Source organism: Pseudomonas sp. NPDC088368, from assembly GCF_044753445.1.
GTDB lineage: Bacteria > Pseudomonadota > Gammaproteobacteria > Pseudomonadales > Pseudomonadaceae > Aquipseudomonas > Aquipseudomonas bambusae.
On the sequence record NZ_JBIVNG010000003.1, the window covers coordinates 498,602 to 524,481 of the forward strand.

The 25,880-nt window shown below is 58.6% G+C and carries 23 protein-coding genes; 15 read left to right on the plus strand and 8 right to left on the minus strand.

Going from position 1 to position 25,880, the window contains the following annotated elements:
* The first annotated feature begins 16 nt into the window (after positions 1-16).
* From ACIQAL_RS08680 to ACIQAL_RS08710, 7 genes are all read left to right on the plus strand, one after another.
* Entirely contained in the window at positions 17-1,015 is a 999-nt protein-coding gene (locus tag ACIQAL_RS08680; RefSeq protein WP_401144462.1) for a glutathione S-transferase family protein, read from the plus strand.
* A gap of 621 nt (positions 1,016-1,636) precedes the next feature.
* Positions 1,637-2,626, plus strand: a complete 990-nt coding sequence (locus ACIQAL_RS08685) for a fatty acid desaturase (RefSeq protein WP_401144464.1) — start codon at positions 1,637-1,639, stop codon at positions 2,624-2,626.
* Positions 2,623-3,705: an ABC transporter ATP-binding protein gene (locus ACIQAL_RS08690; RefSeq protein WP_401144466.1), complete on the plus strand. Its 1,083-nt coding sequence runs from the start codon at positions 2,623-2,625 to the stop codon at positions 3,703-3,705. The genes ACIQAL_RS08685 and ACIQAL_RS08690 overlap by 4 nt, the downstream gene beginning before the upstream one ends.
* Entirely contained in the window at positions 3,698-4,327 is a 630-nt protein-coding gene (locus ACIQAL_RS08695) for an ABC transporter permease (protein ID WP_401144468.1), read from the plus strand. Before ACIQAL_RS08690 ends, ACIQAL_RS08695 begins: the two co-directional genes overlap by 8 nt.
* Complete coding sequence (locus tag ACIQAL_RS08700) at positions 4,327-5,010, plus strand: ABC transporter permease (RefSeq protein WP_401144470.1); 684 nt, start codon at positions 4,327-4,329, stop codon at positions 5,008-5,010. Before ACIQAL_RS08695 ends, ACIQAL_RS08700 begins: the two co-directional genes overlap by 1 nt.
* 42 nt (positions 5,011-5,052) lie before the next feature.
* Positions 5,053-5,952, plus strand: a complete 900-nt coding sequence (locus tag ACIQAL_RS08705) for an ABC transporter substrate-binding protein (RefSeq protein ID WP_401144472.1) — start codon at positions 5,053-5,055, stop codon at positions 5,950-5,952.
* A gap of 48 nt (positions 5,953-6,000) precedes the next feature.
* On the plus strand, positions 6,001-7,326 hold the full coding sequence (locus tag ACIQAL_RS08710) for an NtaA/DmoA family FMN-dependent monooxygenase (protein WP_401144474.1): 1,326 nt from the start codon (positions 6,001-6,003) through the stop codon (positions 7,324-7,326).
* A gap of 55 nt (positions 7,327-7,381) precedes the next feature.
* Here ACIQAL_RS08710 and cysG read toward each other — a convergent pair whose 3' ends face one another.
* The 6 genes from cysG to ftsK all read right to left on the minus strand — a co-directional run bounded on the left by cysG (position 7,382) and on the right by ftsK (position 14,921).
* On the minus strand, positions 7,382-8,776 hold the full coding sequence (gene cysG, locus ACIQAL_RS08715; RefSeq protein ID WP_401144476.1) for a siroheme synthase CysG: 1,395 nt from the start codon (positions 8,774-8,776) through the stop codon (positions 7,382-7,384).
* Positions 8,777-10,057: a serine--tRNA ligase gene (gene serS, locus ACIQAL_RS08720; protein ID WP_166594826.1), complete on the minus strand. Its 1,281-nt coding sequence runs from the start codon at positions 10,055-10,057 to the stop codon at positions 8,777-8,779. It abuts the gene before it with no gap.
* A gap of 44 nt (positions 10,058-10,101) precedes the next feature.
* Entirely contained in the window at positions 10,102-10,476 is a 375-nt protein-coding gene (gene crcB / locus ACIQAL_RS08725; protein WP_401144478.1) for a fluoride efflux transporter CrcB, read from the minus strand.
* The gene (locus ACIQAL_RS08730; RefSeq protein WP_401144480.1) at positions 10,476-11,798 is read right to left on the minus strand and encodes a replication-associated recombination protein A; all 1,323 of its coding nucleotides are present in this window, start codon (positions 11,796-11,798) and stop codon (positions 10,476-10,478) included. The genes crcB and ACIQAL_RS08730 overlap by 1 nt, the downstream gene beginning before the upstream one ends.
* Before the next feature lie 18 nt (positions 11,799-11,816).
* Complete coding sequence (gene lolA / locus ACIQAL_RS08735) at positions 11,817-12,440, minus strand: outer membrane lipoprotein chaperone LolA (protein WP_166594823.1); 624 nt, start codon at positions 12,438-12,440, stop codon at positions 11,817-11,819.
* Between the two features lie 75 nt (positions 12,441-12,515).
* Entirely contained in the window at positions 12,516-14,921 is a 2,406-nt protein-coding gene (gene ftsK / locus ACIQAL_RS08740; protein ID WP_166594822.1) for a DNA translocase FtsK, read from the minus strand.
* 450 nt (positions 14,922-15,371) lie between these two features.
* On the opposite strand from ftsK, the gene aat reads away from it, so the two are divergent.
* The 3 genes from aat to infA all read left to right on the plus strand — a co-directional run bounded on the left by aat (position 15,372) and on the right by infA (position 17,136).
* Complete coding sequence (gene aat / locus ACIQAL_RS08745) at positions 15,372-16,061, plus strand: leucyl/phenylalanyl-tRNA--protein transferase (protein WP_341963483.1); 690 nt, start codon at positions 15,372-15,374, stop codon at positions 16,059-16,061.
* Positions 16,062-16,108: 47 nt separating this feature from the next.
* Positions 16,109-16,816, plus strand: coding sequence for an arginyltransferase (locus ACIQAL_RS08750; RefSeq protein ID WP_166594820.1), 708 nt, complete (start codon positions 16,109-16,111; stop codon positions 16,814-16,816).
* Positions 16,817-16,917: 101 nt separating this feature from the next.
* Positions 16,918-17,136, plus strand: coding sequence for a translation initiation factor IF-1 (gene infA, locus ACIQAL_RS08755; RefSeq protein ID WP_002553999.1), 219 nt, complete (start codon positions 16,918-16,920; stop codon positions 17,134-17,136).
* Between the two features lie 109 nt (positions 17,137-17,245).
* On the opposite strand, the gene clpA is transcribed toward infA, so the two are convergent.
* Together clpA and clpS are read right to left on the minus strand one after the other, a co-directional pair.
* Entirely contained in the window at positions 17,246-19,516 is a 2,271-nt protein-coding gene (gene clpA, locus ACIQAL_RS08760; RefSeq protein ID WP_166594819.1) for an ATP-dependent Clp protease ATP-binding subunit ClpA, read from the minus strand.
* Positions 19,517-19,545: 29 nt separating this feature from the next.
* Complete coding sequence (gene clpS, locus ACIQAL_RS08765) at positions 19,546-19,908, minus strand: ATP-dependent Clp protease adapter ClpS (protein WP_166594818.1); 363 nt, start codon at positions 19,906-19,908, stop codon at positions 19,546-19,548.
* A gap of 222 nt (positions 19,909-20,130) precedes the next feature.
* Here clpS and cspD point away from each other — a divergent pair, with 222 nt between their 5' ends.
* The 5 genes from cspD to hflD all read left to right on the plus strand — a co-directional run bounded on the left by cspD (position 20,131) and on the right by hflD (position 25,855).
* Positions 20,131-20,400: a cold shock domain-containing protein CspD gene (gene cspD / locus ACIQAL_RS08770; protein ID WP_401144484.1), complete on the plus strand. Its 270-nt coding sequence runs from the start codon at positions 20,131-20,133 to the stop codon at positions 20,398-20,400.
* Between the two features lie 657 nt (positions 20,401-21,057).
* Positions 21,058-23,283 carry an NADP-dependent isocitrate dehydrogenase gene (locus tag ACIQAL_RS08775; protein ID WP_401144486.1) on the plus strand — a complete coding sequence of 742 codons (2,226 nt, stop codon included), beginning with the start codon at positions 21,058-21,060 and terminating at the stop codon, positions 23,281-23,283.
* Positions 23,284-23,593: 310 nt separating this feature from the next.
* Complete coding sequence (locus ACIQAL_RS08780; RefSeq protein ID WP_401144488.1) at positions 23,594-24,034, plus strand: NUDIX hydrolase; 441 nt, start codon at positions 23,594-23,596, stop codon at positions 24,032-24,034.
* 70 nt (positions 24,035-24,104) lie between these two features.
* Positions 24,105-25,235 (plus strand): tRNA 2-thiouridine(34) synthase MnmA, encoded by a 1,131-nt coding sequence (mnmA, locus tag ACIQAL_RS08785; protein WP_401144490.1) that lies wholly within the window; start codon positions 24,105-24,107, stop codon positions 25,233-25,235.
* Positions 25,235-25,855, plus strand: a complete 621-nt coding sequence (gene hflD / locus ACIQAL_RS08790) for a high frequency lysogenization protein HflD (protein ID WP_401144492.1) — start codon at positions 25,235-25,237, stop codon at positions 25,853-25,855. Before mnmA ends, hflD begins: the two co-directional genes overlap by 1 nt.
* The last annotated feature ends 25 nt before the right edge of the window (positions 25,856-25,880 follow it).

Consider the following 25,880-nt stretch of genomic DNA (forward strand, 5'->3'; position numbering starts at 1 on the left):
GTGATTGGAGTCAGACATGGGCCTTCTCGTTGAAGGGCGCTGGCAAGACCAGTGGTATGAAAGCAAAGACGGCGCGTTTCAGCGCGAGCAGGCGCAGCGCCGCAATTGGGTCACCGAAGATGGCCGTCCAGGACCGTCTGGCGAAGGCGGCTTCAAGGCCGAAGCAGGCCGTTATCACCTCTACGTTTCGCTGGCCTGCCCATGGGCCCATCGAACGCTGATCGTGCGCAAACTCAAAGGCCTCGAAAGCCTGATCGACGTTTCGGTGGTCAGCTGGCTGATGCGCGAAAATGGCTGGACCTTCGACAAGCAGACAGGCTCCACGGGCGATGCGCTGGACGGTCACACCTTCTTCTATCAGCGTTACCTCGCTGACAACCCGAATTACACCGGTCGCGTGACGGTGCCCGTGCTGTGGGACAAGAAGCTGCAGCGCATCGTCAGCAATGAGTCCTCGGAAATTATCCGCATGTTCAATTCGGCGTTCGATGATCTGACCGGCAACCGTCTGGATCTGTACCCCGAGTCGCTTCGTCCGGAGATCAACCGGCTGAATGACGCGATTTATCCCGCCGTCAACAACGGCGTGTATCGCGCCGGATTCGCTACGACGCAGAAGGCTTACGAACAAGCCTTCGACGAGGTGTTCGCTGAGCTGGACGTGTTGGAAAACCTGCTGGGCGAGAAACGTTACCTGGCTGGCGAATACCTGACCGAAGCCGACGTGCGCCTCTTTACCACGCTGATTCGGTTCGACGCGGTTTATCACGGGCATTTCAAATGCAACCTGCGTCGTATTGCTGACTACCCGAACCTGAGCAACTGGTTGCGCGAGCTGCACCAATGGCCGGGCATCGCCGAGACGGTCGACTTCGTGCACATCAAGCATCACTACTATGCCAGCCATGCCACCATCAACCCGACGGGCGTAGTGCCCAAGGGACCGGCGCAAGATTTTTCCGGTGGCCATGATCGCGCACGCCTTCCGGGCCTTGGGATCGTTCAGCACATATGATCGTCCACCCGTAGACCTCACACGCAGACGATCCCCTTGGGATCGTCTCGCGAGTCGCCTTCCCCTTCTGGAAAGGACCGTCTTTTCCTGCCCTGACCCGCGCTTCAGCGAGACCGTGCAACCGCTGCGAAACACCTCGCGGGACGGACTGTGTAGCGACGACATATGTCATTTCCTCATAAGCATAAGCGAACTTATTATTTTGAGGAATCACACAACGTGATAGTTTGAACTTACTTAAAACTGCCACCTGCCTGTTGTGATGCGATCATGCCCAAGTACGCAAACCTGAACATTGGAAATAAAAGCACGGCTTTTTTAAATCCGATGTCCGCGATCGCCTGCGCATCTAAAATATCCCTCCTCTCGCCGTCTCCAGTGCCTTGCCAGGCGAACAGTGAAACCTCCAGTGCGGTAGGTGAGGGCCTAGCGTTTCTGCTTTACGCCATGTGAAGGTTTTTGACGGACCGCTCGTTTAAATAACGTTCGACTTTTGAAACGAAGAACCCGGGTGCCTGTTGCCGAGCGCCAGGGAGCAGTCACGACGTCATTTATTACTCCGCGATCAACTGCATTTGCATGTAACGGAATACAGCATTTTTATTTATTCAAGGGCGCGCGATGTCGAACTACCTGGACACACAGCATCAGGCGGAAGTTTCTGAAGTCCTCAATACTTTCACAGCACGCACTGAATGGCCAACTTGGTTATTGATCATCGGTTTTTACAGCGCGTGGTGCGCGATCATTTTTCACGGCCGAGCATTGGGACCGTTTATTTCGATCAGTCTGCTGTTGCCGTTGATCGTGCTGTGGATGTCGTTACAACACGAGTGCATTCACGGACACCCCTCGCGTTCGCCCGCTCTGAATAAAGCGTTGGCCTACCTGCCCTTCGCAGTCTGGTACCCGTACAACGTTTACCGCGACACGCACCTCGCGCACCATATTGATGAAACACTGACCGTGCCGGGTATCGATCCCGAAAGTCGCTACATCTCCGCCGCCGACTGGGAATACCTGCCCACGGTCCAGCGCTTCATTCTCTGGACAAATAAAACGGTGGCGGGCCGCCTGCTAACCGGCGTGCCCCTGGCCATCGCTTCACTGGTGTTTTCAGACATTCCAAAGGCCATACAACGCCGGGATGAAAGTGCGCACATGTGGGCGCTTCATATCGCGTGGGTCGCCGTGATGCTCTGGACAGTGGAACATTACAGTGCCGTAAGTGCCTGGGAATATGTGGTGTTCGTGTCCATACCGGCATTGGCCATTGGCATGATTCGCTCATTCTATGAACATCGCCCTTCCGAGCGGGCAGAACACCGCACGGTGATCAACGAGTCGAAAGGCCTATTGAGTTGGCTGTTTTTGAACTTGAACTTCCATCTCGTGCATCACGACTTACCCAAACTGCCGTGGTATTGCCTACCGACGGTCTACCACGCTCGGCGTCAGCAGTGGATTGAGCGCAACGGGGTGTATGTCGTGCGTAATTACCGACAACTCTTTTTCAACAACTTCCTGACGCCCATCGACAGCCCTGTCCATCCTTTGCCAACGCGGCAGGCCCATGAACGACCTTCAGTCAACGTCGGTGCTTTTGAATGATACGTTTCGAGAATGTCACGAAGTACCACAAAGGTAAGAAAGCCCCTGCAGTCACTGCGCTCAACCTCGACATACGAGAAGGCGAGTTGTGCGTACTGATCGGGCCAAGCGGCTGCGGCAAGACGTCCATCCTGAAGATGATCAACCGGCTGGACCTCCAGGACGAAGGCACGATCAGCGTTGATGGCAGTGACATTGGCGAAACGGATGTTGTCAGCCTGCGTCGACGGATCGGCTTCATGATGCAAAACGCCGCCCTGTTTCCGCACAGGACCGTGGAAGCGAACATCGCCGCGGTGCCGCATCTACTGAAATGGGACAAAGAGAAAACCCGGCGACGCGTGGTCGAGCTCATGGACTTGGTGGGGCTACCGCCTGAGCTGGCGGGGCGTTACCCAAGCCAGCTGTCCGGTGGGCAGCAAAGTCGGGTGGCCCTTGCTCGGGCGCTCGCCTCGGACCCGCCCGTGATCCTGATGGACGAACCTTTCAGCGCACTTGACCCGCTCATTCGCGAGCGACTTCAGGACGAACTCGTCTCCCTGCAGAAACGGTTGCACAAGACCATCGTCCTCGTCACCCACGACATGGAAGAGGCGATCAAGCTGGCGGATCGCATCGCGGTTTTCGAAGAAGAAGGCAAGCTGGTTCAGTTCGACACGCCGAAAAATATTCTGGCGTACCCGGCCAGCCCCTTCGTGCAGCAATTCGTAGGGAACGACCCGTCGCTCAAACGGCTGGCCTTGATGAAGGTCTCTGAACTGGAAGAACCCGACAGCGCCGCGCCAAGGCTAGACAGCGCGGCTGAAACCCGACTGGCCCATGTCAGCCCTGCCCTGAAACTGGTGCTCAATGACCAGCACCAGCCCATCAGTTGGCTCAGCGATAGCCACCACCCCGCTCCCCGTTTGACGCTGGTTTCCGGCACGGAGTCGTTGCACCACGCCCTGTTGAAAATCCTGAGTACGCCCTCAGGCGTCATCGTTCAGGTCGACGACGACGGTAAATACACCCGCTGCATTTCGACGTCCCACCTCTACGATGCCCTTCACGACCCACAGCGGGAGGTCGTGAATGATTGACACCGAATGGGTCAGCGACAACATTCCGATGATCCTCGGCCTGCTCGCTGATCATCTACAACTGGTCGCGCTTTCAATGTTATTGGGCACGCTGATCGCCAGCGTCATGATTCTGCTGACGCTGTGGCTGCCGACACTCTCCCGTCCGTTGACCTACATCAGCGGCATCCTTTTCACCATCCCGTCGCTGGCGCTGTTCATCTTATTGATGCCCATAACAGGACTGTCAAAAACCACCTCGGTAATAGGCCTGAGCGTCTATTCGTTACTGATCATTCTGCAAAACACGCTGGCAGGTTTAGCGAGCACATCCCCTGTCGTCTTACAGGAAGCGCGAGCCATCGGATATACCCGTTTGCAGGGTTTTCTGGCCGTTGAACTGCCCTTGGCCATTCCTTATCTGTTCGGCGGTTTGCGCACGACAGCGGTCACGCTGGTGGGACTTGTGACCGTGACGGCGATTATTGGCCAAGGCGGGCTCGGCCAACTGTTCGTGACAGGCCTGACATTGAGTTTTTCCACCCCCGTCATTATCAGCCTGGTATTAACAGTGCTCCTTGCCATCAGTGTCGACTTTGCTTTTTACAGTGCTGAAAAGCGCCTGTTCCCGTGGGTGAGGTGATGGACACCCTTAACGCAGTTTTCACCTGGTTCCTTCAATCGGAAAACTGGCTCGGCGACGAAGGCATCTTCGTACGGCTTTCAGAACATCTTTATTACGTCGGCATCAGTCTGGCGATTGCCACCGGTATTGCGTTGCCCTTGGGTATCGCGATCGCTCATTACAAACGCAGCGCACACATCGCCATCGGCCTGTTCAATCTGGGTCGCGCATTGCCCTCCTTAGGTGTCGTCATCCTCGCCATCATGGTGATTGGCTTCGATGTGAGCGCCGTGATCCTGGCGTTAACCTTGATGAGCATTCCACCCATTCTGACCAACACCATTGTCGGTATCGGGGAAGTGGAATCGTCCTTGAAAAATTCCGCCAAAGCGATGGGCATGCGCCGTCGCGACATTATTCTCGAACTCGAACTGCCGCTTGCCTTCCCCATCATTTTCGTCGGATTCCGCACTGCACTCCTTCAATTGATAGCCACTGCCACCATCGCCGCTTATGCCGGTTTTGGAGGATTGGGGCGTTTCTTAATCGATGGACTTGGCCGCTACGACATTCCACAAACCATTGCCGGAGCAATCACGGTTTCGGTACTCGCCATGCTCAGTGAAGGGTTGTGTTCGGGCGCCGAAAAGTTGATCCGCAAACAGGCGTGGCTCGGAAAGTCCCCCTTAAACGCCACGTAACAAAAACAGAACCTAGAACGACACTGCCATTGGAGCGAACAGATGACTGCCCTCACCCTTTCAACACCTAAAACGGTATTAGCGGTATTTGTGGGAATCGGTTTATTTGCCGCCAGCCATCTCGCGAGTGCTGCCGCCATCACCGTGGGGGGCGCCAATTTTTCCGAGCAATCTGTATTGGCGAATATTTACGCGTCGGCACTTCGCAAAGCGGGCATCGAGACTCAAACGCGACTTAATCTAGGCAACCGGCAGGTCATCGCCGCGGCGCTCAAAAGCGGTGACGTCGATGTCGTGCCCGAATACATCGGCTCGTTGCTTGCCTTCTACGACAACAAGGCCGCCCTGACGGATCAGCAGGCAATCACCCAAGCGCTGAAAGCCAAACTGCCTGACAGCCTGGAATTGCTCGATTCCTCATCCGCAGGCTCTGCGACCGCGTGGGCCGTGACCCATAAGACCGCCGAAAAATACCACCTCAAAACCCTGTCGGACCTGGCGCCTGTATCGAGCCAACTGGTGCTGGGTGGCCCGCCGGAAGTGAAAACATCGGCGCTGGGCGTGCCTGGGCTCAAAGCGGTTTACGGCATCGATTTCAAATCCATCAAGTCCCTCGACATGGGCGGCCCCCTGTCCAGGCTGGCGCTGAACTCAGGCACTATCGATGTCGTCACGGTGGTCTCCACCCAAGGCATCCTGGCCACCGAACCCTGGGTTGTCCTGGATGATGATAAAAACCAGCAGCCCGTTCAGAACATTACGCCGGTCATCCGCAAATCCGTGCTGACACCACAGATCACCCAGACCCTCGACAAAGTCTCCGCTGCCCTCACCACCAAAGAGCTGACCGAATTGAATCGTCTGGTCGACATCGACCACAAAGACCCGGCCAAGGTCGCGGACGAATGGGTCAGCAAGCACGTCGCCGTGACCGCAGGCTAACGGCGCCCCGTCCGGATGACGCATCTATTCAGCGAGTGAGCGCGAGCCATGTCCAACCGCAGCATGATTCTGAACCTGTTCTTTTTTAATCCTCAGGGTGATTACCGTTTTTCGTGGCGTCACCCTCAGGCTCCGACGACGGAGGTTTTCAGGCTTCCGTTTTTCGTGAAACTGGTGCAGCAGGCGGAGGCATCGAAATTCGATGCCGTTTTCGTCGCGGACCATGTCGGGGTCTGGGATTCCGTGCCCAGCGGCCTCAAGCATTACGCCAACCCCCGACTGGAGCCGATCACCCTGTTATCCGCATTGGCAGCGGTCACGGAATCCATCGGCCTGATGGCCACCGCTTCCACGTCCTACAACGATCCGTACAACCTCGCGCGTTATTTCGCGTCACTGGACCACATCAGCGAAGGACGAGTGAGCTGGAACATCGTGACGTCGTGGCTCGAAGAGGAAGCGGCCAACTTCGGCGTCACCGGGGTTCCGAAGCATGGAAACCGCTACCAGCGCGCCCATGAATTCGTCGGTGTGGTGAAGCGCCTGTGGGACTCGTGGGAAGACGACGCGCTGACGTTCAACAAGGAAAGTGGCGATTTTGCCGACCCGGCGAAAATTCACGCGCTCCACCATGATGGCGAGTATTTCAAAGTGCGTGGCCCGTTGAACGTACCTCGTACGCCCCAGGCCTATCCGATTCTCGCCCAAGCGGGGTCTTCGGATGCAGGTCTCGACCTGGCCGCCGCCCATGCCGATGTGCATTTCTGCTTCGTAAACTCGGTTGAAGAGGCCTTGACCTATCGCGCAGAGCTGAACCGACGACTAGCCTTGAAGGATCGGCAGCCGAGCGACCTGAAGGTGATCGCCGGTGTCTTGCCGGTCGTGCTGGGTGATGAGAGTGAAGCGGAGCGTCGTGAGCAACTGGTCGACAGCCTGATCATCGACGCCATCGCGATTGACTTGGTGTCGAGTTACATCCGGCTTGACCTCAGCGGATTGTCGCCCGACGGACCGTTGCCTCCCCTTCCAGACGAGGCAGAATTCGACGGCATTCGCACCAAGCTGGCTTTGATCAAAACCTATGACGCGAGCATCACTATCCGCGAACTGGGCCGGGCACTGATCAAGAGTTCGAGCACATCGCTGGTGATCGGGACGGCCGAGCAGGTGGCTGACAGGTTGGCGGAGTACTACGAGGCGGGAGCGGTGGATGGGTACAACCTGATGTTCCCGTTCCTGCCGACGGACTTCGACAGCTTCACGGCCAGTGTTGTGCCGCTGCTGCAAGCGAGAGGTGTGTTTCGCACCGAGTACGAGCCGGGCACGTTGCGTGACCGACTCGGATTGAAGCGCCCACGCAACAGCTTTCGGTAAGACACGTTCGACAGTTCCCTTGAAGCGGGCTCACACCCGCTTCAAGGGCTGACAATCAGACGCCGCTTTGAGCGCCTTCGAACCACGCCAGTTTGTCCCGCAACGTCACCACTTCCCCGACGATCACCAGCGTCGGCGCATGCACTTCATGCTCCGCCACCAGCTGCGGCAGGTTGGCCAGCGTACCGGTGAAGACGCGCTGGTTGGTTGTAGTGCCCTGCTGGATCAACGCGGCAGGGGTGTCAGCCGAACGACCGTGCTTGACCAGCTCGCTGCAGATGATCGGCAAGCCAATCAGCCCCATGTAGAACACCAGCGTCTGCGCAGGAGAGACCAGGTCTTTCCACGGCAGGTCGGTGGTGTTGTTCTTCAAGTGCCCCGTCACGAAACGCACGGATTGCGCATAATCGCGGTGGGTCAGCGGAATCCCGGCATACGCCGCGCAACCACTGGCCGCGGTGATGCCCGGCACCACTTGAAACGGAATGCCGTTGGCCGCCAGCTCTTCAATTTCTTCGCCGCCACGGCCAAAGATGAACGGATCGCCCCCTTTGAGCCGCACGACGCGCTTGCCCTGTTTGGCCAGCGCCACCAATTGCTGGTTGATCTGGTCCTGCGGCAGGGCATGATCGGCGCGCTGCTTGCCGACATAAATGCGGTCCGCGTCGCGACGGCACAGTTCAAGAATCGCCGGGGCGACCAGACGGTCGTAGAGCACGACATCGGCTTGCTGCATCAGGCGTAAGGCCTTGAAGGTCAGCAGGTCCGGATCGCCCGGGCCCGCACCGACCAGATACACCTCGCCTGACGCGCTGGGCGCTTCACCGTCGATTTTCGCCTGCAACAGACGTTCGGCTTCGGCGCCCTGCCCGGCCAGTTGGCGATCCGCGATAGGCCCTTGAAACACGTCTTCCCAGAATGCCCGGCGTTGCTGGACATTCGGAAACAGGTTCTTCACCTGGTGACGGAAACGCGCCGCGAGACCGGCCAGATGGCCATAGGTCGGCGGAATCCAGCTTTCCAGCTTGGCCCGGATCAAGCGCGCCAGCACCGGCGCATCGCCGCCACTGGACACGGCAATCACCAGCGGCGAGCGGTCGACGATGGCCGGAAAAATCACGCTGCACAGGGCAGGCGCATCCACCACGTTGACCGGTACGCCGCGCTGATGAGCATCGGCAGAGACTTGGGCATTGAGGGGTTCGTCGTCGGTGGCGGCGATGATCAGCACGCAGCCGTTCACATCCGCCTCGTCGTAACCACGGAGAATCTGCTCGCCACCGCTGCTGTCGATCAGCTCGCGCAGCTCTGTTCCGATCTGGGGTGCAACCACCCGCAGGACCGCACCGGCGTCAGCCAGCAAGCGAGACTTGCGCAAGGCAATCTCGCCGCCGCCCACCACTAGCACGCGGGCACCCCGAAGGTTGTGGAACAGCGGCAGGAACTCCATTTAGCCGATGACCTCGATGCCACCCATCCACGGCTTGAGCACTTCAGGCACGCGAATCGAACCGTCCGCCTGCTGATAGTTCTCCAGCACCGCCACCAGGGTACGACCCACTGCCAGGCCGGAGCCGTTGAGGGTGTGCACCAGCTCCGGTTTCCCGGTTTCCGGGTTGCGCCAGCGGGCCTGCATGCGGCGCGCCTGGAAGTCGCCGCAGTTGGAGCACGACGAGATTTCGCGATATTTGTCCTGGCTCGGAATCCACACTTCCAAGTCGTAGGTTTTCACAGCGCTGAAACCCATGTCGCCGGTGCACAGGGCCAGCACGCGATACGGCAGCTCCAGCAATTGCAGCACGCGTTCGGCGTTGCCGGTCAGACCTTCGAGCGCTTCCATGGATTTGTCAGGCTCGACGATCTGCACCATCTCGACCTTGTCGAACTGGTGCTGACGGATCATGCCGCGGGTGTCGCGGCCCGACGCACCGGCTTCGGAACGGAAGCACGGGGTGTGGGCGACGAACTTCAGCGGCAGCTGTTTGGCATCGAGGATTTCACCGGCGACGAGGTTGGTCAGCGACACTTCCGCCGTCGGGATCAGGTACAGATCGGCTTCACCTTCGCGTGCGATCTTGAACAGGTCTTCTTCGAACTTCGGCAATTGACCGGTGCCTTGCAGTGCCGGGGCTTGAACCAGATAAGGCGTGTAGGCCTCTTCATAGCCGTGTTCGTTGATGTGCAACGTGATCATGAACTGCGCGAGGGCACGGTGCAGGCGCGCAATCGGGCCACGCAGCACGGCGAAACGGGCGCCGGACAGCTTGGCGGCGGTTTCGAAATCCAGCCAACCGAACTTCTCACCCAGCGCGACGTGATCCTGAACCGCGAAGTCGAACGACGCTGGCGTGCCCCACTTGCGCACTTCGACGTTTTCTTCTTCGTCAGCACCCACCGGCACGGATTCGTGAGGCAGGTTCGGCATGTTCAGCAGAATGACATCGAGCTCGGACTGAATGGCGTCCAGCTCTTTCTTGCCAGTGCTCAGCTCTTCAGCCATGCGGTCGATGTCGGCCATCAACGGCGCGATGTCTTCGCCGCGCTGCTTGGCCTGGCCAATGGATTTGGAACGGGCATTACGCTCGGCCTGAAGCTGCTCAGTGCGGGTCTGCACTGTCTTGCGCTGGTTTTCCAGCGCTTCGATGCGGGCCACGTCCAGTGTGAAGCCACGGGAAGCCAGGCGATCCGCTACGTCCTGAAGTTGGGTACGTAACAGTTTGGAATCGAGCATATCGTTGCCTCGTGATTGAATCGGGTTCGTTGAATTCGGGTCTATTACATTCGGGTCAGCGACAGACCTGCCCAGGTCGCCAGCAGCCCGCCAAACACACTGATCACCGCATAGCCGATGGCCAGTGGCGCCTGCCCGCTTTCGAGCAAACGCAGGGTATCCAGAGAAAAAGACGAAAAGGTCGTCAGGCCGCCGACAAAACCGACGATCAGACCGGCACGGATTTCAATCGGCACTTCCGGACGCAACAGGAACCAGCCGTACAGCAAGCCGATGATCAGGCAACCCACCAGATTGACCGCCAGCGTCGCCGTGTAGAAATACTTCGGCCAGTTCGCCGACACCCAAGTGCCTGCCGCAAAACGCAATAATGTACCAGCGATGCCTGCAATCGACACCGCAAGAATCGTCTGAATCACTATTTTCTCCGCTGACGGGGGCTGGCGCGGTCGAGTGCGGCCAAGTGTTTGAGTTTTTCGCCGATTTTCAGCTCCAGCCCGCGAGGGACCGGCTGGTAATACTGACGCGGTTCCAGCTCGTCAGGGAAGTAGTCTTCACCTGCGGCGTAGGCATCCGGTTCGTCATGGGCGTAGCGATATTCTTCGCCGTAACCCAGTTGCTTCATCAATTTGGTCGGGGCATTGCGCAAATGCAACGGCACTTCCAGCGAACCGTGTTCGGTCGCCTCGCGCATCGCCATCTTGAACCCCATGTACACGGCATTGCTTTTCGGCGCGCAGGCCAGGTAAACGATGGCCTGCGCCACCGCCAACTCGCCTTCGGGGCTGCCAAGCCGTTCCTGCACATCCCAGGCGGACATGCACAGCGGCAGCGCGCGCGGGTCGGCGTTACCGATGTCCTCGCTGGCCATGCGCACCACGCGACGGGCGAGATACAGCGGATCACAGCCACCGTCGATCATCCGGGCGAACCAGTACAGCGCCGCGTCAGGATTGGAGCCGCGAATCGACTTATGCAGCGCGGAAATCTGGTCGTAGAACGCCTCACCGCCCTTGTCGAACCGGCGGCGGCTGTCGCCCAGCAGGCTTTGCAGCAACTCGGGCTCGATCGCGCTGTTGTCTTCCGCCAGGTCCGAGGCGTTTTCCAGCAAGTTGAGCATGCGACGGCCATCGCCATCGGCAGCAGCCAACAGGGTCTTGAACGCTTCGTCACCCAAGGTCAGATGCCGATTGCCCAGGCCGCGCTCTTCGGTGAGGGCACGGTCCACCAGTTGGCGCAGGGCCGCTTCGTCCAGGCTTTTCAGCACATAGACGCGGGCGCGTGAGAGCAAGGCGTTGTTCAGTTCAAAGGACGGGTTTTCGGTGGTCGCGCCGATGAAAATCAGCGTGCCGTCTTCGACATAAGGCAGAAACGCGTCCTGTTGCGACTTGTTGAAGCGGTGCACTTCGTCGACAAACAGAATGGTGCGGCGGCCGTATTGGCCGGCCTGTTGCTTGGCGACTTCGACGGCCTGACGAATCTCTTTGACCCCGGCCAACACCGCCGAAACGGTTTCGAAGTGCGCGTCGGAGACCTTCGCCAGAAGCCGCGCCAGCGTGGTTTTCCCCACGCCCGGCGGGCCCCAGAAAATCATCGAATGCAGCGCGCCCTGCTCCAGCGCTTCACGCAAGGGCTTGCCGTGGGCGAGCAAGTGCTGTTGGCCGACGTATTCGTCCAGGTTGGTCGCCCGCAAACGGGCAGCCAGGGGCTGGGCAATCGGCTCACTGCTGAACAGGTCCATGCTGGACTTTCGAACCTCTTATTCCTGAATGACGTCCGCGCCCTTCGGGATCTGGAACTGGAATTTGCTCGCCGCGACAGGCTCGTTGGCCTTGACGCCGGTGAACAGGATATTGGTGCGCTGGCCGACGCTGTCGATCAACTGCATGTCGTTGATCATGCCGTTGCGGAACGACAGACGCAGGTTATCGAACAGGGTGTCCTTGGATTTCGGCTTGAGCACGAAGTCGATCACCCCGCCCGCTTCCTTGGCGCTGATGTCGAAACTTTCGCTGATCTTCGACACGTCACCGGACAGCAGCAAGGCTGGGGTCTGGGTCAGGCGCTGGTCGAGGGTCTTGATGGTGACCTGCTCCAGGTCCGGGTCCCACAGCGAGACTTTCTTGCCGTCAGAGACCATCAGTTGTTCCTGAGGCGCGTCGGTGTGCCAGTAAAACAAGCCTGGACGCTGCAACACCATGTCGCCTGCGGTTTCCTGCAACTGCGTGCCACCGCCGTCCAGCGTCAGCTGAGAAAAGCGGCCGCTCAGGGTTTTCGAGCTTTCCAGCAGCTGGGTCAGACGCGCCACGTCCTTGCTGTCGGCGTGGGCCGGGAGAGCGGAAAAAGCCAGTGCAGATACCAACAACATGCGGATAAGACGCATGGGAGTCCTCTTTGGGGTCAATTAACACGGACGGCGCCATGAGGCGCCATCCGATCACATGTCATGGGCGAAGTGTCAATCACGCGCGGGGCTGGGTGCAATCACTTCCCGCGAGCCATTGGTGTTCATTGCGGTCACGACACCGGCCATTTCCATGGCTTCGATCATCCGCGCGGCGCGGTTGTAACCAATCTTGAGCTTGCGTTGCACAGCGGAGATCGACGCACGACGGCTTTCCAGCACGAAGTTGACCGCCTCGTCGTACAGCGCATCGGTTTCGGCGTCGTCACCGTCGCCTCCGCCGCTGCTGCCCTCGAAGCCGCTGCCCGCCTCTTCGACGCCATTGAGGATGTCGTCGTTGTACTGGGGCGTGCCGCGCAGCTTCCAGGCTTCGACGACGCGGTGAACCTCGTCATCGGACACGAAGGCGCCGTGCACCCGGATCGGCAGGCTGGTGCCCGGCGGCATGTACAGCATGTCACCGTGGCCGAGCAGCTGTTCGGCGCCGCCCTGATCAATGATGGTCCGGGAATCGATCTTGCTCGACACCTGGAACGCCATACGGGTCGGAATGTTCGCTTTGATCAGACCGGTGATCACGTCAACCGACGGACGCTGGGTCGCGAGGATCAGGTGGATGCCTGCGGCACGGGCCTTCTGCGCGATACGGGCGATCAGCTCTTCGACCTTCTTGCCGACGATCATCATCATGTCGGCGAATTCGTCGACCACCACGACAATCGTCGGCAGCTTGGTCAGCAGCGGCGCTTCGTCGTGAATGCTTTCGCGGTGATACAACGGGTCCGAAATCGGCGTCCCGGCGTCTTCCGCTTCCTTGATCTTATGGTTGAAGCCCGACAGGTTACGTACGCCCATCTTGGCCATCAGCTTGTAGCGACGCTCCATCTCGGCCACCGACCAGCGCAGGGCATTGGCGGCGTCCTTCATGTCGGTCACCACCGGGCACAGCAGGTGCGGGATGCCTTCATAGATGGACAGCTCAAGCATTTTCGGGTCGATCATGATCAGCTTGGCGTCTTCCGGGCCGGACTTGAACAGGATCGACAGAATCATCGCGTTCACACCCACCGACTTACCGGAACCAGTCGTACCGGCTACCAGCAAGTGCGGCATCTTGGCGAGGTCAGTGATGATCGGCTTGCCGCCGATGTCATGCCCCAGCGCCAGCGTGACCGGCGATTTGAAATTGTCGTATTCGGGGGTCGACAACACTTCGGAGAAGCGCACGATCTGCCGGTCCTCGTTGGGAATCTCGATACCGACCGTGGTCTTGCCCGGAATCACCTCGACCACGCGGACGCTGGTCACGGCCAGAGAACGCGCCAGGTCTTTCGCAAGGTTGGAGATGCGGCTGACCTTGACCCCCGCTGCCGGTTGAATCTCGTAGCGGGTAATGACCGGACCGGGATGGATCGAATCCACGGTGACTTCGACGCCGAATTCCTTGAGCTTGATTTCCAGCAGGTGCCCAACGGCGGCCAGTGACTCAGGCGAATAGTTGAGCTGCTTCTTTTCTGCCGGGTCGAGAATCGAGATAGGCGGCAGGGTGCCTTCCACGGCGCTGTCGACGAACAACGGCGCCTGTTTCTCCTTCAATACGCGCTTGCTCGGCTCTGGCGGTTTGGCCGGAGCCGGGGCGATGACCGCAGGGATGTGCTTCTCGCGAGCCACCATGTGCTCGCTCAGGGCCTGTTCGCGCTCGATCAGGCGTTCCTTGGCCTTGGCCTGTTCACGACGATCCGGCACCACGGGCGCCACCACTTCGTCGACACGCATGTCGACTTCCCGCAGTTGAGCGACCATTTGCTTGCGCTCGGTGCGCTCGGACCACCAACGGTTGATCGCGCCCTGAAACAGCTCGAACAGGTCCAGCGTGATCTTGCCAGTGGTGTCCATCACCTTGAACCACGACAAGTCGGTGAACACGGTCAGACCGAACAGGAACAGCGCGATGAACAGCAAGGTGCTGCCCTGTACGTTGAGCGCACGCTTGGCCAGATCGCCCAGCACCTCGCCCAGCACACCACCCGCGGAACCCGGCAGGCCCGATGCGGAGTGGAAATGGATATGCGCCAACGCGGCGCCGGCCAGTATCAGAAACACCAGGCCAATCATGCGCCAGGAAAACAGCCAGCCGCTCCATTGCCATGGGTCGTGCCGCTGCCGGAACACCTGATACGCCTTGACCCCTAGCAAAATGGGGAAGATGTAAGCGAAATAGCCTAATACCATGAACAGAATATCGGCGGAGAACGCGCCCGCACGGCCTGCGGCGTTCTGCACCTGGACGGAACTGCTGGTATGGCTCCAGCCCGGATCGGCCTGATCGTAGGTCAACAAGGCCATCATCAGGTACAGGCACAAGAAGCCGAATGCGATCAGCGCACCTTCCTTGAGTCGGTAGTGCAAATGCTGCCGCCAGAGCGGAACGGGACTGGGTGCTGCGGTGGATTTCTTCAAAACGCTTCAATTCCTGCGCGCTAGCGCGAACATCTGGTGGTTGACTATAAACGACTGAATTGACGAAATAGCACTGACCGATTCCTGTCGTATCTGAAACGCGGTCGTCGTTGAACGCACGCTCGACAGGTGACTTGAAATGAGGTTAAACAACATCGGGCATTGTACGGATTTGCACGCTGCACGCCACGATAGTCTGGCGCGGACCTTGCCGATCTTCAAGCGTCGATGCCAACGGGCGATTTGAGCATGCATTTTCTTTGCTGACAAAGGGTTATGACGTGTTTTTCTCGCGCTACGGAACTGTCGAATGGCCATGATCCACATGAAGGCTGCAAATCTGCACCGCCCGTCACAATGCGGTGCCGGTCAAGGCCCTGTGACCGCATTCCTGGCGTGTAGTTGCACGGGCCCGCGCACTCCCCTCCCCTCTCGCCAAAGCGGAACGCTATGCTGACCTGGTTACAACGCGACACCCTTGATTTTCCACCGCTGGAAAAAGCCATGCGTGAACCCAACGGGTTGCTCGCAGGCGGTGGGGATCTGTCTGCCGATCGACTGATTCAGGCCTACCGGCATGGCTGTTTCCCGTGGTACCAGCAGGGCCAGCCGATCCTCTGGTGGTCGCCCGATCCGCGCACCGTCTTGTTTCCCGACGAGCTGCACGTCTCCCGCAGCCTGGCAAAAGTGCTGCGACAAAAACGTTATCAGGTGACGTTCGATCAGGACTTTGAGGCCGTCATCCGCGCCTGCGCAGGGCCACGGGCCTACACCCACGAAACCTGGATCACCGGTTCCATGCAAGCGGCTTACGTCGAGCTGCATGCTCGCGGCTTCGCTCACAGCGTTGAAGTGCGTGAAAACGGTGAGCTGGTCGGCGGTTTGTACGGCCTGGCGATGGGTCAGCTGTTTTTCGGCGAGTCGATGTTCAGCCGCGCCGACAATGCCTCCAAGGTCGGTTTCGCCACCCTGGTTGAACATCTCAAGGCATGGGGTTTCGTGCTGATCGATTGTCAAATGCCGACACAACACCTGCAAAGCTTCGGCGCCCGGCCAATCCCACGACGAACCTTCGCCGACTACCTGAACAAACACCTCGATCTGACGCATTCCGCCGACTGGCTACCTAGGCGAGTTTGAGTCGGCTGGCATACACTCTTAACTAAAGTTTTTTCCGAGGGTTGATCATGACCGAGCTGGCGCGGCTTAAGTTTTATGCCACTCAACCCCACTCCTGCAGCTACCTGCCCGAAGAACAAGCCACAACGCTGTTCCTCGATCCCAGCCAGCCGATGGACGTGCAGGTCTATGCCGACCTTTCCGACATGGGCTTTCGCCGCAGTGGCGACCATCTCTATCGCCCGCACTGCCAGAATTGCAGCGCGTGCGTGCCTGCGCGTATTCCAGTCGGGCTGTTCGTACCCGATCGTCAGCAAAAACGCATTCTCAAGCGCAACGCTGATATCGAAGTCATCAGCACCAAGCCGCATTTCAGTGAAGAGTATTTCGACCTGTACCAGCGCTACATCGAGCAGCGCCACGCGGACGGCGACATGTACCCGCCCAGCCGCGATCAGTTTTCGACCTTCCTGGTGCGCGACCTGCCTTTCTCCCGGTTTTACGAATTCCGCCTGGAAGGTCGGCTGCTCGCCGTGGCCGTCACCGATTTGTTGCCGAATGGCCTGTCTGCCGTTTACACGTTCTACGAACCTTCCGAGGAGCGCCGTAGCCTGGGCCGCTTCGCCATCCTCTGGCAAATCGCCGAAGCGGCGCGTCTGCAGCTGCATGCGGTGTACCTCGGTTACTGGATCAAGAACTGCAAAAAGATGAATTACAAGACGCAATATCGCCCTATCGAGCTACTGACCAATCAAAGATGGGTCACTCTTTACTGAATCCCTTGGCTTGCCCCTCATTTTTCGGGCACAATGCAGCCCGCTTTTGCCTGGCTGCCGTTTGCACCGGGCCATTCATTGGATACCGAGGGCTTTACTGCATGTCGAAAGAAGACAGCTTCGAAATGGAAGGCACTGTCGTCGACACCCTGCCCAACACCATGTTCCGTGTGGAGTTGGAAAATGGGCACGTCGTAACCGCGCACATCTCCGGCAAGATGCGCAAGAACTACATTCGTATCCTGACCGGCGACAAGGTCCGCGTTGAACTGACGCCGTATGACCTGAGCAAAGGGCGCATCACCTACCGCGCCCGATAACAGGTCCACACAAAAACGCCCGGCTTATGACCGGGCGTTTTTGTTGGTGTGACTCAAGACAACAAAAAGGCGCCAATCGGCGCCTTTTTGTTGTGCAGCATCTGAAACGTCAGGCCATCTCGGCCGTGGTTTCGTAGTCGAACGTGATCTCGCCATCCTTGAAGTCGATGTGAACCACACCGCCATGCTCGGACAACTCGCCGAAGAGGATTTCCTCGGCCAGTGGACGCTTGATCTTGTCCTGAATCAGACGTGCCATTGGGCGAGCGCCCATTGCCGCGTCGTAGCCACCTTCGGCCAGGTAACTTCTGGCGGCGTCGGTGACTTCCAGCAGAACCCGCTTGTCTTCCAGTTGCGCCTGAAGTTCGGTAAGGAACTTGTCCACCACGCTTTTGATGACCTCATGGCTGAGGCGACCAAATTGGATGATGGTGTCCAGGCGGTTGCGGAATTCCGGCGTGAAGCTCTTCTTGATGACTTCCATCGCATCAGACGAGTGATCCTGATGGGTGAAGCCAATCGAAGCGCGCGCCGCGGTTTCAGCACCGGCGTTGGTGGTCATGATCACGATCACGTTGCGGAAGTCCGCTTTGCGACCGTTGTTGTCAGTCAGCGTACCGTGGTCCATCACCTGCAGCAGCAGGTTGAAGACTTCCGGATGCGCCTTCTCGATCTCGTCGAGCAACAACACGCAATGTGGCTGCTTGGTGATGGCTTCGGTCAGCAGACCGCCCTGATCGAACCCGACATACCCCGGAGGCGCACCGATCAGACGCGAAACGGTGTGGCGCTCCATGTACTCGGACATGTCGAAACGCACCAGCTCGATCCCCAGCGCCTTGGCCAACTGACGCGCCGCTTCGGTTTTACCCACACCGGTCGGCCCCGCGAACAGGAACGAACCGACAGGCTTGTCTGGCGACTTGAGACCGGCACGGGACAGCTTGATCGCCGTGGACAGCGAATCAATGGCTGCATCCTGACCGAAGACGGTCAGTTTCAGATCGCGTTCGAGGTTACGCAGCAGTTCCTTATCGGAGCTGTTGACGTGCTTAGGCGGAATCCGCGCGATTTTCGCGACGATGTCTTCCACCTGCGGCACTTCGATGCGCTTGACCCGAGACTCGACCGGCTGCAGACGCTGATAGGCACCCGCCTCGTCGATGACGTCAATCGCCTTGTCAGGCATGTGACGGTCATTGATGTAGCGCGACGCCAGTTCAGCAGCAGCGCGCAGGGCTTCATCGCTGTATTCGATGTTGTGGTGCTGCTCGAAACGACCTTTCAGGCCACGCAGAATACCGATGGTGTCTTCGACCGAAGGCTCGGAGACGTCGACTTTCTGGAAGCGACGGGCAAGCGCACGGTCTTTTTCGAAGATGCCGCGGAATTCCTGGAACGTGGTCGAACCGATGCAACGGATATCACCCGAAGACAGCAGCGGCTTGAGCAGGTTGGACGCGTCCATCACGCCGCCCGACGCAGCACCGGCACCAATGATGGTGTGGATTTCGTCGATGAACAGGATGGCATGCGGGCGTTTTTTCAGCTCACCGAGTAACGCCTTGAAGCGCTTCTCGAAGTCACCACGGTATTTGGTACCGGCCAGCAAGGCGCCGAGGTCCAGGGAGTAAACGACGCTGTTCGCCAGCAAATCGGGTACCTGATTGTCGACGATGCGCTTCGCCAGGCCCTCGGCGATGGCCGTCTTGCCGACACCGGCCTCACCGACCAGCAACGGGTTGTTTTTGCGACGGCGCGCGAGAATCTGAGCAACACGCTCGACTTCCAGCTCACGGCCGACAAGGGGATCGATGCGGCCTTGACGGGCCAATTCATTCAGATTGCTGGCATAGGCATCCAGAGGATTGCCCGAAGAAGAAGACTCACCGCCCTCATCATCCTGCATATCTTGCTCACCTTCAGAGTGATCGCCATGCCCCGGCACCTTGGAAATGCCATGGGCGATGTAATTGACGACATCGATACGGGCAACGCTCTGCTGTTTCAGCAGAAACACCGCCTGACTTTCCTGCTCGCTGAAAATAGCCACCAGCACGTTGGCGCCAGTGACTTCACGCTTGCCGGAACTCTGCACATGGAAAACCGCACGTTGAAGCACACGCTGGAAGCCCAAAGTCGGTTGCGTCTCGCGATCCTCATCATGAACGGGGATCAACGGCGTCGTGGAGTCGATGAACTCCTGAAGGTCGTGTTTGAGTTTGTCGAGGTTTGCGCCGCAGGCACGGAGAACAGTGGCGGCAGCCTCATTGTCCAATAGGGCCAGCAGAAGGTGCTCGACGGTCATGAATTCATGACGTTTGGAGCGGGCCTCCTTGAAAGCCAAATTGAGGGTGACTTCGAGCTCACGGTTTAACATAGCTTCACCTCTTACCCAAGTGTCCGGCGTTAACCGTCCTTCTCGATCTCACAGAGTAGCGGATGCTGGCTTTCCCTGGCGTATTGGTTGACCTGCATTGCCTTGGTCTCGGCGATGTCGCGGGTAAACAATCCACATACTGCCCGTCCCTCTGTATGGACGGCCAGCATGACCTTGGTCGCCAGCTCACGATTCAGATTGAAGAACACCTCCAGCACTTCAACAACGAAATCCATGGGGGTGTAGTCATCGTTGAACAAAACCACCTTGTACATCGGTGGCACCTGCAATGTCGGCTTGGCTTCCTGCACCGCGATGCCCGCCGCTTCGTCCTCATGGGACTGCGGGTCATCCTGATTGAATGTTAGTCGAATCTTGCTCATTGCATGCATGGTAAAGGACGTTCGTAGGGGACGAAATTAAATAGAGTGGTCATGATCATGCACATTATCGATTGGACCGCCACATGACCTTGACTATCGGCTAATCGGTGTTACAAACAATAGAACCCACATTGGGTAAAAAGGGTCCGCGCAGTCAACCAAAATTTTTTAGGTCCGGCGGATGAGAGGTGATGATACTCCCATCGGAGTCCTTTGCAGAGGGATGTGACTATGCTAAGCGGTAAGGTCAAGTGGTTTAACAACGCCAAGGGTTTTGGATTCATCATTGAAGACGGCAAGTCCGAGGACCTGTTCGCTCATTACTCCGCGATCAAAATGGACGGCTATAAAACGCTCAAGGCCGGTCAGCCGGTCAATTTCGAGATCATCCAGGGCCCGAAAGGCTTGCACGCCGTGGACATCAAAGCGATAGAGCCATCCAAACCGTCAACGACGCACGCACTCAACACGCAACACGAACACAGCAAAGATCACGCCTGAGCCGGACCGTTCAAGCGCGAGACCTGAATAGCCGGTCATGCCTCAAAGGCTGACCGGCTTTTTTTGTGCCCCCTCAAACATCACTCAGTCAATTCCCCTCTCTTTATATGGGTAACCATTCGTGGGCACTCACGGGTCAACAAAGACACTACTCTGGCTCATCACGTTCGATCATCGAACACCTGCCCCACTCCCGGTTCCAGGGCCCCGCCGAAAGAATCCTCCTTTAGTCGAAATTCCACTTGCGCTTCAACCACCCTTCACTACGCTTCAACGACTGCGACAGTCTGCCGCAGACCCCGTGAGACGCGGGCTTCAAGGTTTTGCGGAATTTCTGCGGTGGCAACCGGGAGGCTGAACCGATCAACGCGAGCGTCAAGCGTTCACACTACTATCGTATTAATGGCCGGGACCGGTGGTATACTCGCCGCCGGTGACCATAGGGTCATTGGGGGCCGAGCCATCTGAAACGCGACTTTCAGCCCTCCAAGGCCGAACGCTCAACCCGCATTCGGCCGCTTGACGCTCGATTGATGAACCCCATATCACGCGACGAAATTCTCGACTTTCGGCTCATCGTTTCCTTGGGCGAAAGTGCCTACCCTGCGCATCTCGAAATTTTGTGTACGCTCAGCAAAGAAGAGAGTTATCCCGAAAATGTCCAACCGCTCGAAGATCATCTATACCTTCACCGACGAAGCTCCTGCCCTCGCCACCTACTCACTGCTGCCGATCATCGAAGCGTTCACCGCTTCCGCTGACATCGCCGTCGAGACTCGCGACATCTCCCTTGCAGCCCGTATCCTTGCCAGCTTCCCTGAGCAGCTGGGCGACAAGAAGGTTTCCGACGATCTGGCAGAGCTGGGTGAACTGGCGACCACGCCGGAAGCCAACATCATCAAGCTGCCGAACATCAGCGCCTCGGTTCCACAACTGAAGGCCGCGATCAAGGAACTGCAAGCCAAGGGCTACAACGTCCCGAACTACCCGGACGAAGTTGTCACCGAAGCCGACAAAGTCGCTCAGGCCGGTTACGATAAGGTAAAAGGCAGCGCCGTGAACCCGGTTCTGCGTGAAGGTAACTCCGATCGCCGTGCGCCGCTCTCGGTCAAGAATTACGCGCGCAAGCACCCGCACAAGATGGGCGCCTGGGCTACAGACTCCAAGTCCCACGTTGCCCACATGGACAGCGGCGACTTCTACGGCAGCGAGAAATCCGCGCTGATCGAAAACGCCGGCTCCGTGAAGATCGAACTGATCGGCAAGGACGGCAAGAACACCGTTCTGAAAGAAAAGACACCGGTCCTGGCCGCTGAAATCATCGATTGCGCCGTCATGAGCAAAAAAGCCCTGCGCGCATTCGTGGCCAAGGAAATCGAAGACGCCAAGAAGCTGGGCGTGCTGTTCTCCGTTCACTTGAAAGCCACCATGATGAAGGTCTCCGACCCGATCATGTTCGGCGAGTTCGTGGCCGAGTACTACCAGGACGCGCTGAAGAAGCACGCTGAAGTCCTGAAAGAAATCGGTTTCAACCTGCACAACGGCATCGGCGACCTGTACGCCCGTCTCAAGGATCTGCCAGCCGACCAGCAAGCGCAGATCGAAGCCGACGTCAAAGCCGTGTACGCGACCCGCCCTCCTCTGGCGATGGTCAACTCCGACAAAGGCATCACCAACCTGCACGTACCGAGCGACGTCATCGTCGACGCCTCGATGCCTGCGATGATTCGTGATTCCGGCAAGATGTGGAACAACGACGGCGTCCTGCAGGACACCAAGGCCGTGATCCCGGATCGCTGCTACGCCACCATCTACCAGGCTGTCATCGAAGACTGCAAGAAACACGGCGCCTTCGATCCGACCACCATGGGCAGCGTACCGAACGTTGGCCTGATGGCTCAGAAAGCCGAAGAATACGGCTCCCACAACAAGACCTTCCAGATCGAAGCTGACGGCGTGGTTCGCGTCACCGACGACAAAGGTCAGGTGTTGATGGAGCAGAACGTTGAAGCGGGCGACATCTTCCGCATGTGCCAGACCAAAGACGCGCCGATCCAGGACTGGGTCAAACTGGCCGTCAACCGTTCGCGCCTGAGCAACACCCCGGCCATTTTCTGGCTGGACCCGCAGCGCGCCCACGACGCCGTCATGATCAAGAAGGTCGAGAAGTACCTGAAAGACCACGACACCACTGGCCTGGACATCACCATCAAGTCGCCAGTCGACGCGATGAAGGTTTCCCTGGAGCGCATCCGCGCTGGCAAGGACACCATCTCGGTCACCGGTAACGTGCTGCGTGACTACCTGACCGACCTGTTCCCGATCATGGAACTGGGCACCAGTGCCAAGATGCTGTCGATCGTACCGCTGATGAATGGCGGCGGTCTGTTCGAAACCGGCGCTGGCGGTTCAGCACCGAAGCACGTTCAACAGCTGAACGAAGAGAACTTCCTGCGTTGGGACTCGCTGGGCGAATTCCTGGCACTGGCGGCTTCCCTGGAGCATCTGGGCAACGTCTACAACAACCCGAAAGCGCTGGTACTTGCCACTGCCCTGGACAAGGCCACCGGCCAGTTCCTGGACAACAACAAGTCGCCATCGCGCAAGGTTGGCGGTATCGACAACCGCGGTAGCCACTTCTACCTGGCGACCTACTGGGCTCAGGCCCTGGCCGCTCAGACCGAAGATAAAGAGCTGCAAGCCAAGTTCACCCAGCTGGCCAAAACCCTGACCGACAACGAAGCGACCATCGTCGCCGAGCTGAACGGCGTACAGGGCAAGCCTCTGGACATCGGCGGCTACTACTTCGCCACGCCGGAACTGGCCAGCAAAGCCATGCGTCCAAGCAAGACCCTGAACGACGCGATCAACGCGCTGAAGTAAGCCTTGCCGGATCGGCGGTTCAGGCCGTCGAACGCAACATGAAAACCCCGGCCTTGTGCCGGGGTTTTCTTTTTCAGGCGACACAGAGGTCATCCACTGTTCGCAGCCACACATCGGCACCCGCTTATGGCAGCAAACATCTCATTTGGCTTGGCAACACGATCTGTGGGAGCGAATTCATTCGCGAAAAGGCGTTACTAGCCGATAAATCTCCATCGGCTGTAATATTTTTCGCGAATGAATTCGCTCCCACAGGGAATGTGCAGTTCCTTGCCATCGGTCATCTGCCCCACCTCAGAGAGCCCTTTACATGACCTGGCAACCCCACATCACTGTCGCCACCATCGTCGAAGACAACGGCCGCTTTCTCTTCGTCGAAGAACTGAAAAACGACAAGCTGGTCCTCAATCAGCCTGCCGGGCATCTGGAACCGGACGAAACCCTGCGTGAAGCTGCGATCCGCGAAACGCTGGAAGAAACCGGCTGGGATGTCGAGCTGACCGGCGTGGTCGGCATTTATCTGTACACCGCGCCCAGCAACGGCGTGACCTACCAGCGCGTGTGCTTCGCGGCCAAACCGATCAAACATCACCCGGGGCGCGAGCTGGACACCGGCATCGTCGGCGCCCCGTGGCTGACCCGCGACGAGCTGGCCCATCAGCCCGACCGCTGGCGCAGTCACCTGGTGCTGGACTGCCTCGACGATTACCTCGCAGGCCCCGTACACAGCCTCGATATTGTGCGCAATTGAATAGCTTTTAGCCTTGGCGCCGACTCCCTGCTAGAATCGCGTCCTTTTCCAAGCTACCCATCGAACCCCTATGTCTGATTCAGCCTTTTCCAATACAGAAAAGAAGCGCGTCATTGTCGGCATGTCCGGCGGCGTGGATTCTTCGGTCTCCGCCCTTCTGCTCATGGAGCAGGGATATCAGGTGGAAGGCCTGTTCATGAAGAACTGGGAAGAAGACGACGGAACGGAATACTGCACCGCCATGGACGACCTCGCGGACGCCCAGGCCGTGTGCGACCGAATCGGTATCAAGCTGCACACAGTGAACTTCGCCGCCGAGTACTGGGATAACGTCTTCGAGCACTTCCTTGAAGAGTACAAAGCCGGTCGCACGCCGAACCCGGACATCCTGTGCAACCGCGAGATCAAGTTCAAAGCGTTTCTCGATTACGCCTTCATGCTCGGCGCCGACCTGATCGCCACCGGACACTACGTGCGGCGTCGCGACATCGATGGGCGCACCGAGCTGCTCAAGGGCCTGGACCCCAACAAGGACCAGAGCTACTTCTTGCACGCCGTCGCGGGCGAACAGATCGCCAAGACCCTGTTCCCGGTCGGCGAGCTGGAAAAGCCGGAAGTCCGTGCCATCGCCGAGAAGTACGAATTGGCCACCGCCAAGAAAAAGGATTCCACCGGCATCTGCTTCATCGGCGAGCGCCGCTTCACTGACTTTCTGAAGCAGTACCTGCCCGCTCAACCGGGCGAGATCAAGACCACCGAAGGCGACGTCATCGGGCGCCACGCTGGCCTGATGTACCACACCATCGGTCAGCGTCAGGGCCTGGGCATCGGCGGCCTGAAAGACGCGGGCGACGAGCCGTGGTATGTGCTGGAAAAGGACCTGGTGAACAACGAGCTGATCGTCGGCCAGGGCAACGAGCACCCATGGCTGTTCTCCCGCGCCCTGCTTGCTTCAGAAATCTACTGGGTCAACCCGATCGACCTCAGCACCCCACGCCAGTTAACCGCCAAGGTCCGTTACCGCCAGGCCGATCAACACTGCACCCTGGAACGCACCGCCACCGGCTACCGCGCCACGTTCGACGAGCCGCAACGCGCCGTGACGCCGGGCCAGTCTGTGGTCTTCTACGACGGCGAAATCTGCCTCGGTGGCGGCGTCATCGAAATCTCCGAACCCTGGCACAGCAAGGACCCTCGTTGATGAGTCCGATTCAAGAGCAACTCACCGCATTGGGCGGCGTGTTTCAGGCCGCCGTGCTGGTGGACCGCATCGCCAAGACCGGCCAGGCCGGCGAAGCTGCGGTGGGCTGCCTGATCGGCAGCCTGCTGAACATGGACCCCAAAGACACACTGGACGTATTTGGCGGCGATGATCTGAACCTGCGCGAGGGCTATCGCGCCCTCGCCAGCGCTCTTGAACGCGACCCGGGCACGTTGCAACGGGAGCCATTACGTTATGCACTGGCCATGCTCGGCCTGGAACGTCAGTTATCCAAGCGCGACGACATGCTGGAAACCATCGGCAAACGCCTGCCTCAGATCCAGTCGCAAGTGGAGCATTTCGGCATCGTTCACGAGAACGTGATCGCCGCCAGCGGTGCGCTGTATCAGGACACGCTGAGCACCCTGCGCCAGCGGATTCAGGTTCACGGCGACATGCGCAACCTGCAACAACCCAACAACGCCTCGAAAATCCGCGCCCTGCTGCTGGCCGGGATTCGCTGCGCGCGACTTTGGCGACAAGTGGGCGGTCACCGCTGGCAACTGGTCATCAGCCGTCGCAAGTTATTGAAAGAACTGTATCCGTTGATGCACGGCTGATCGCCGCGCACCTGGAAATAGCCCG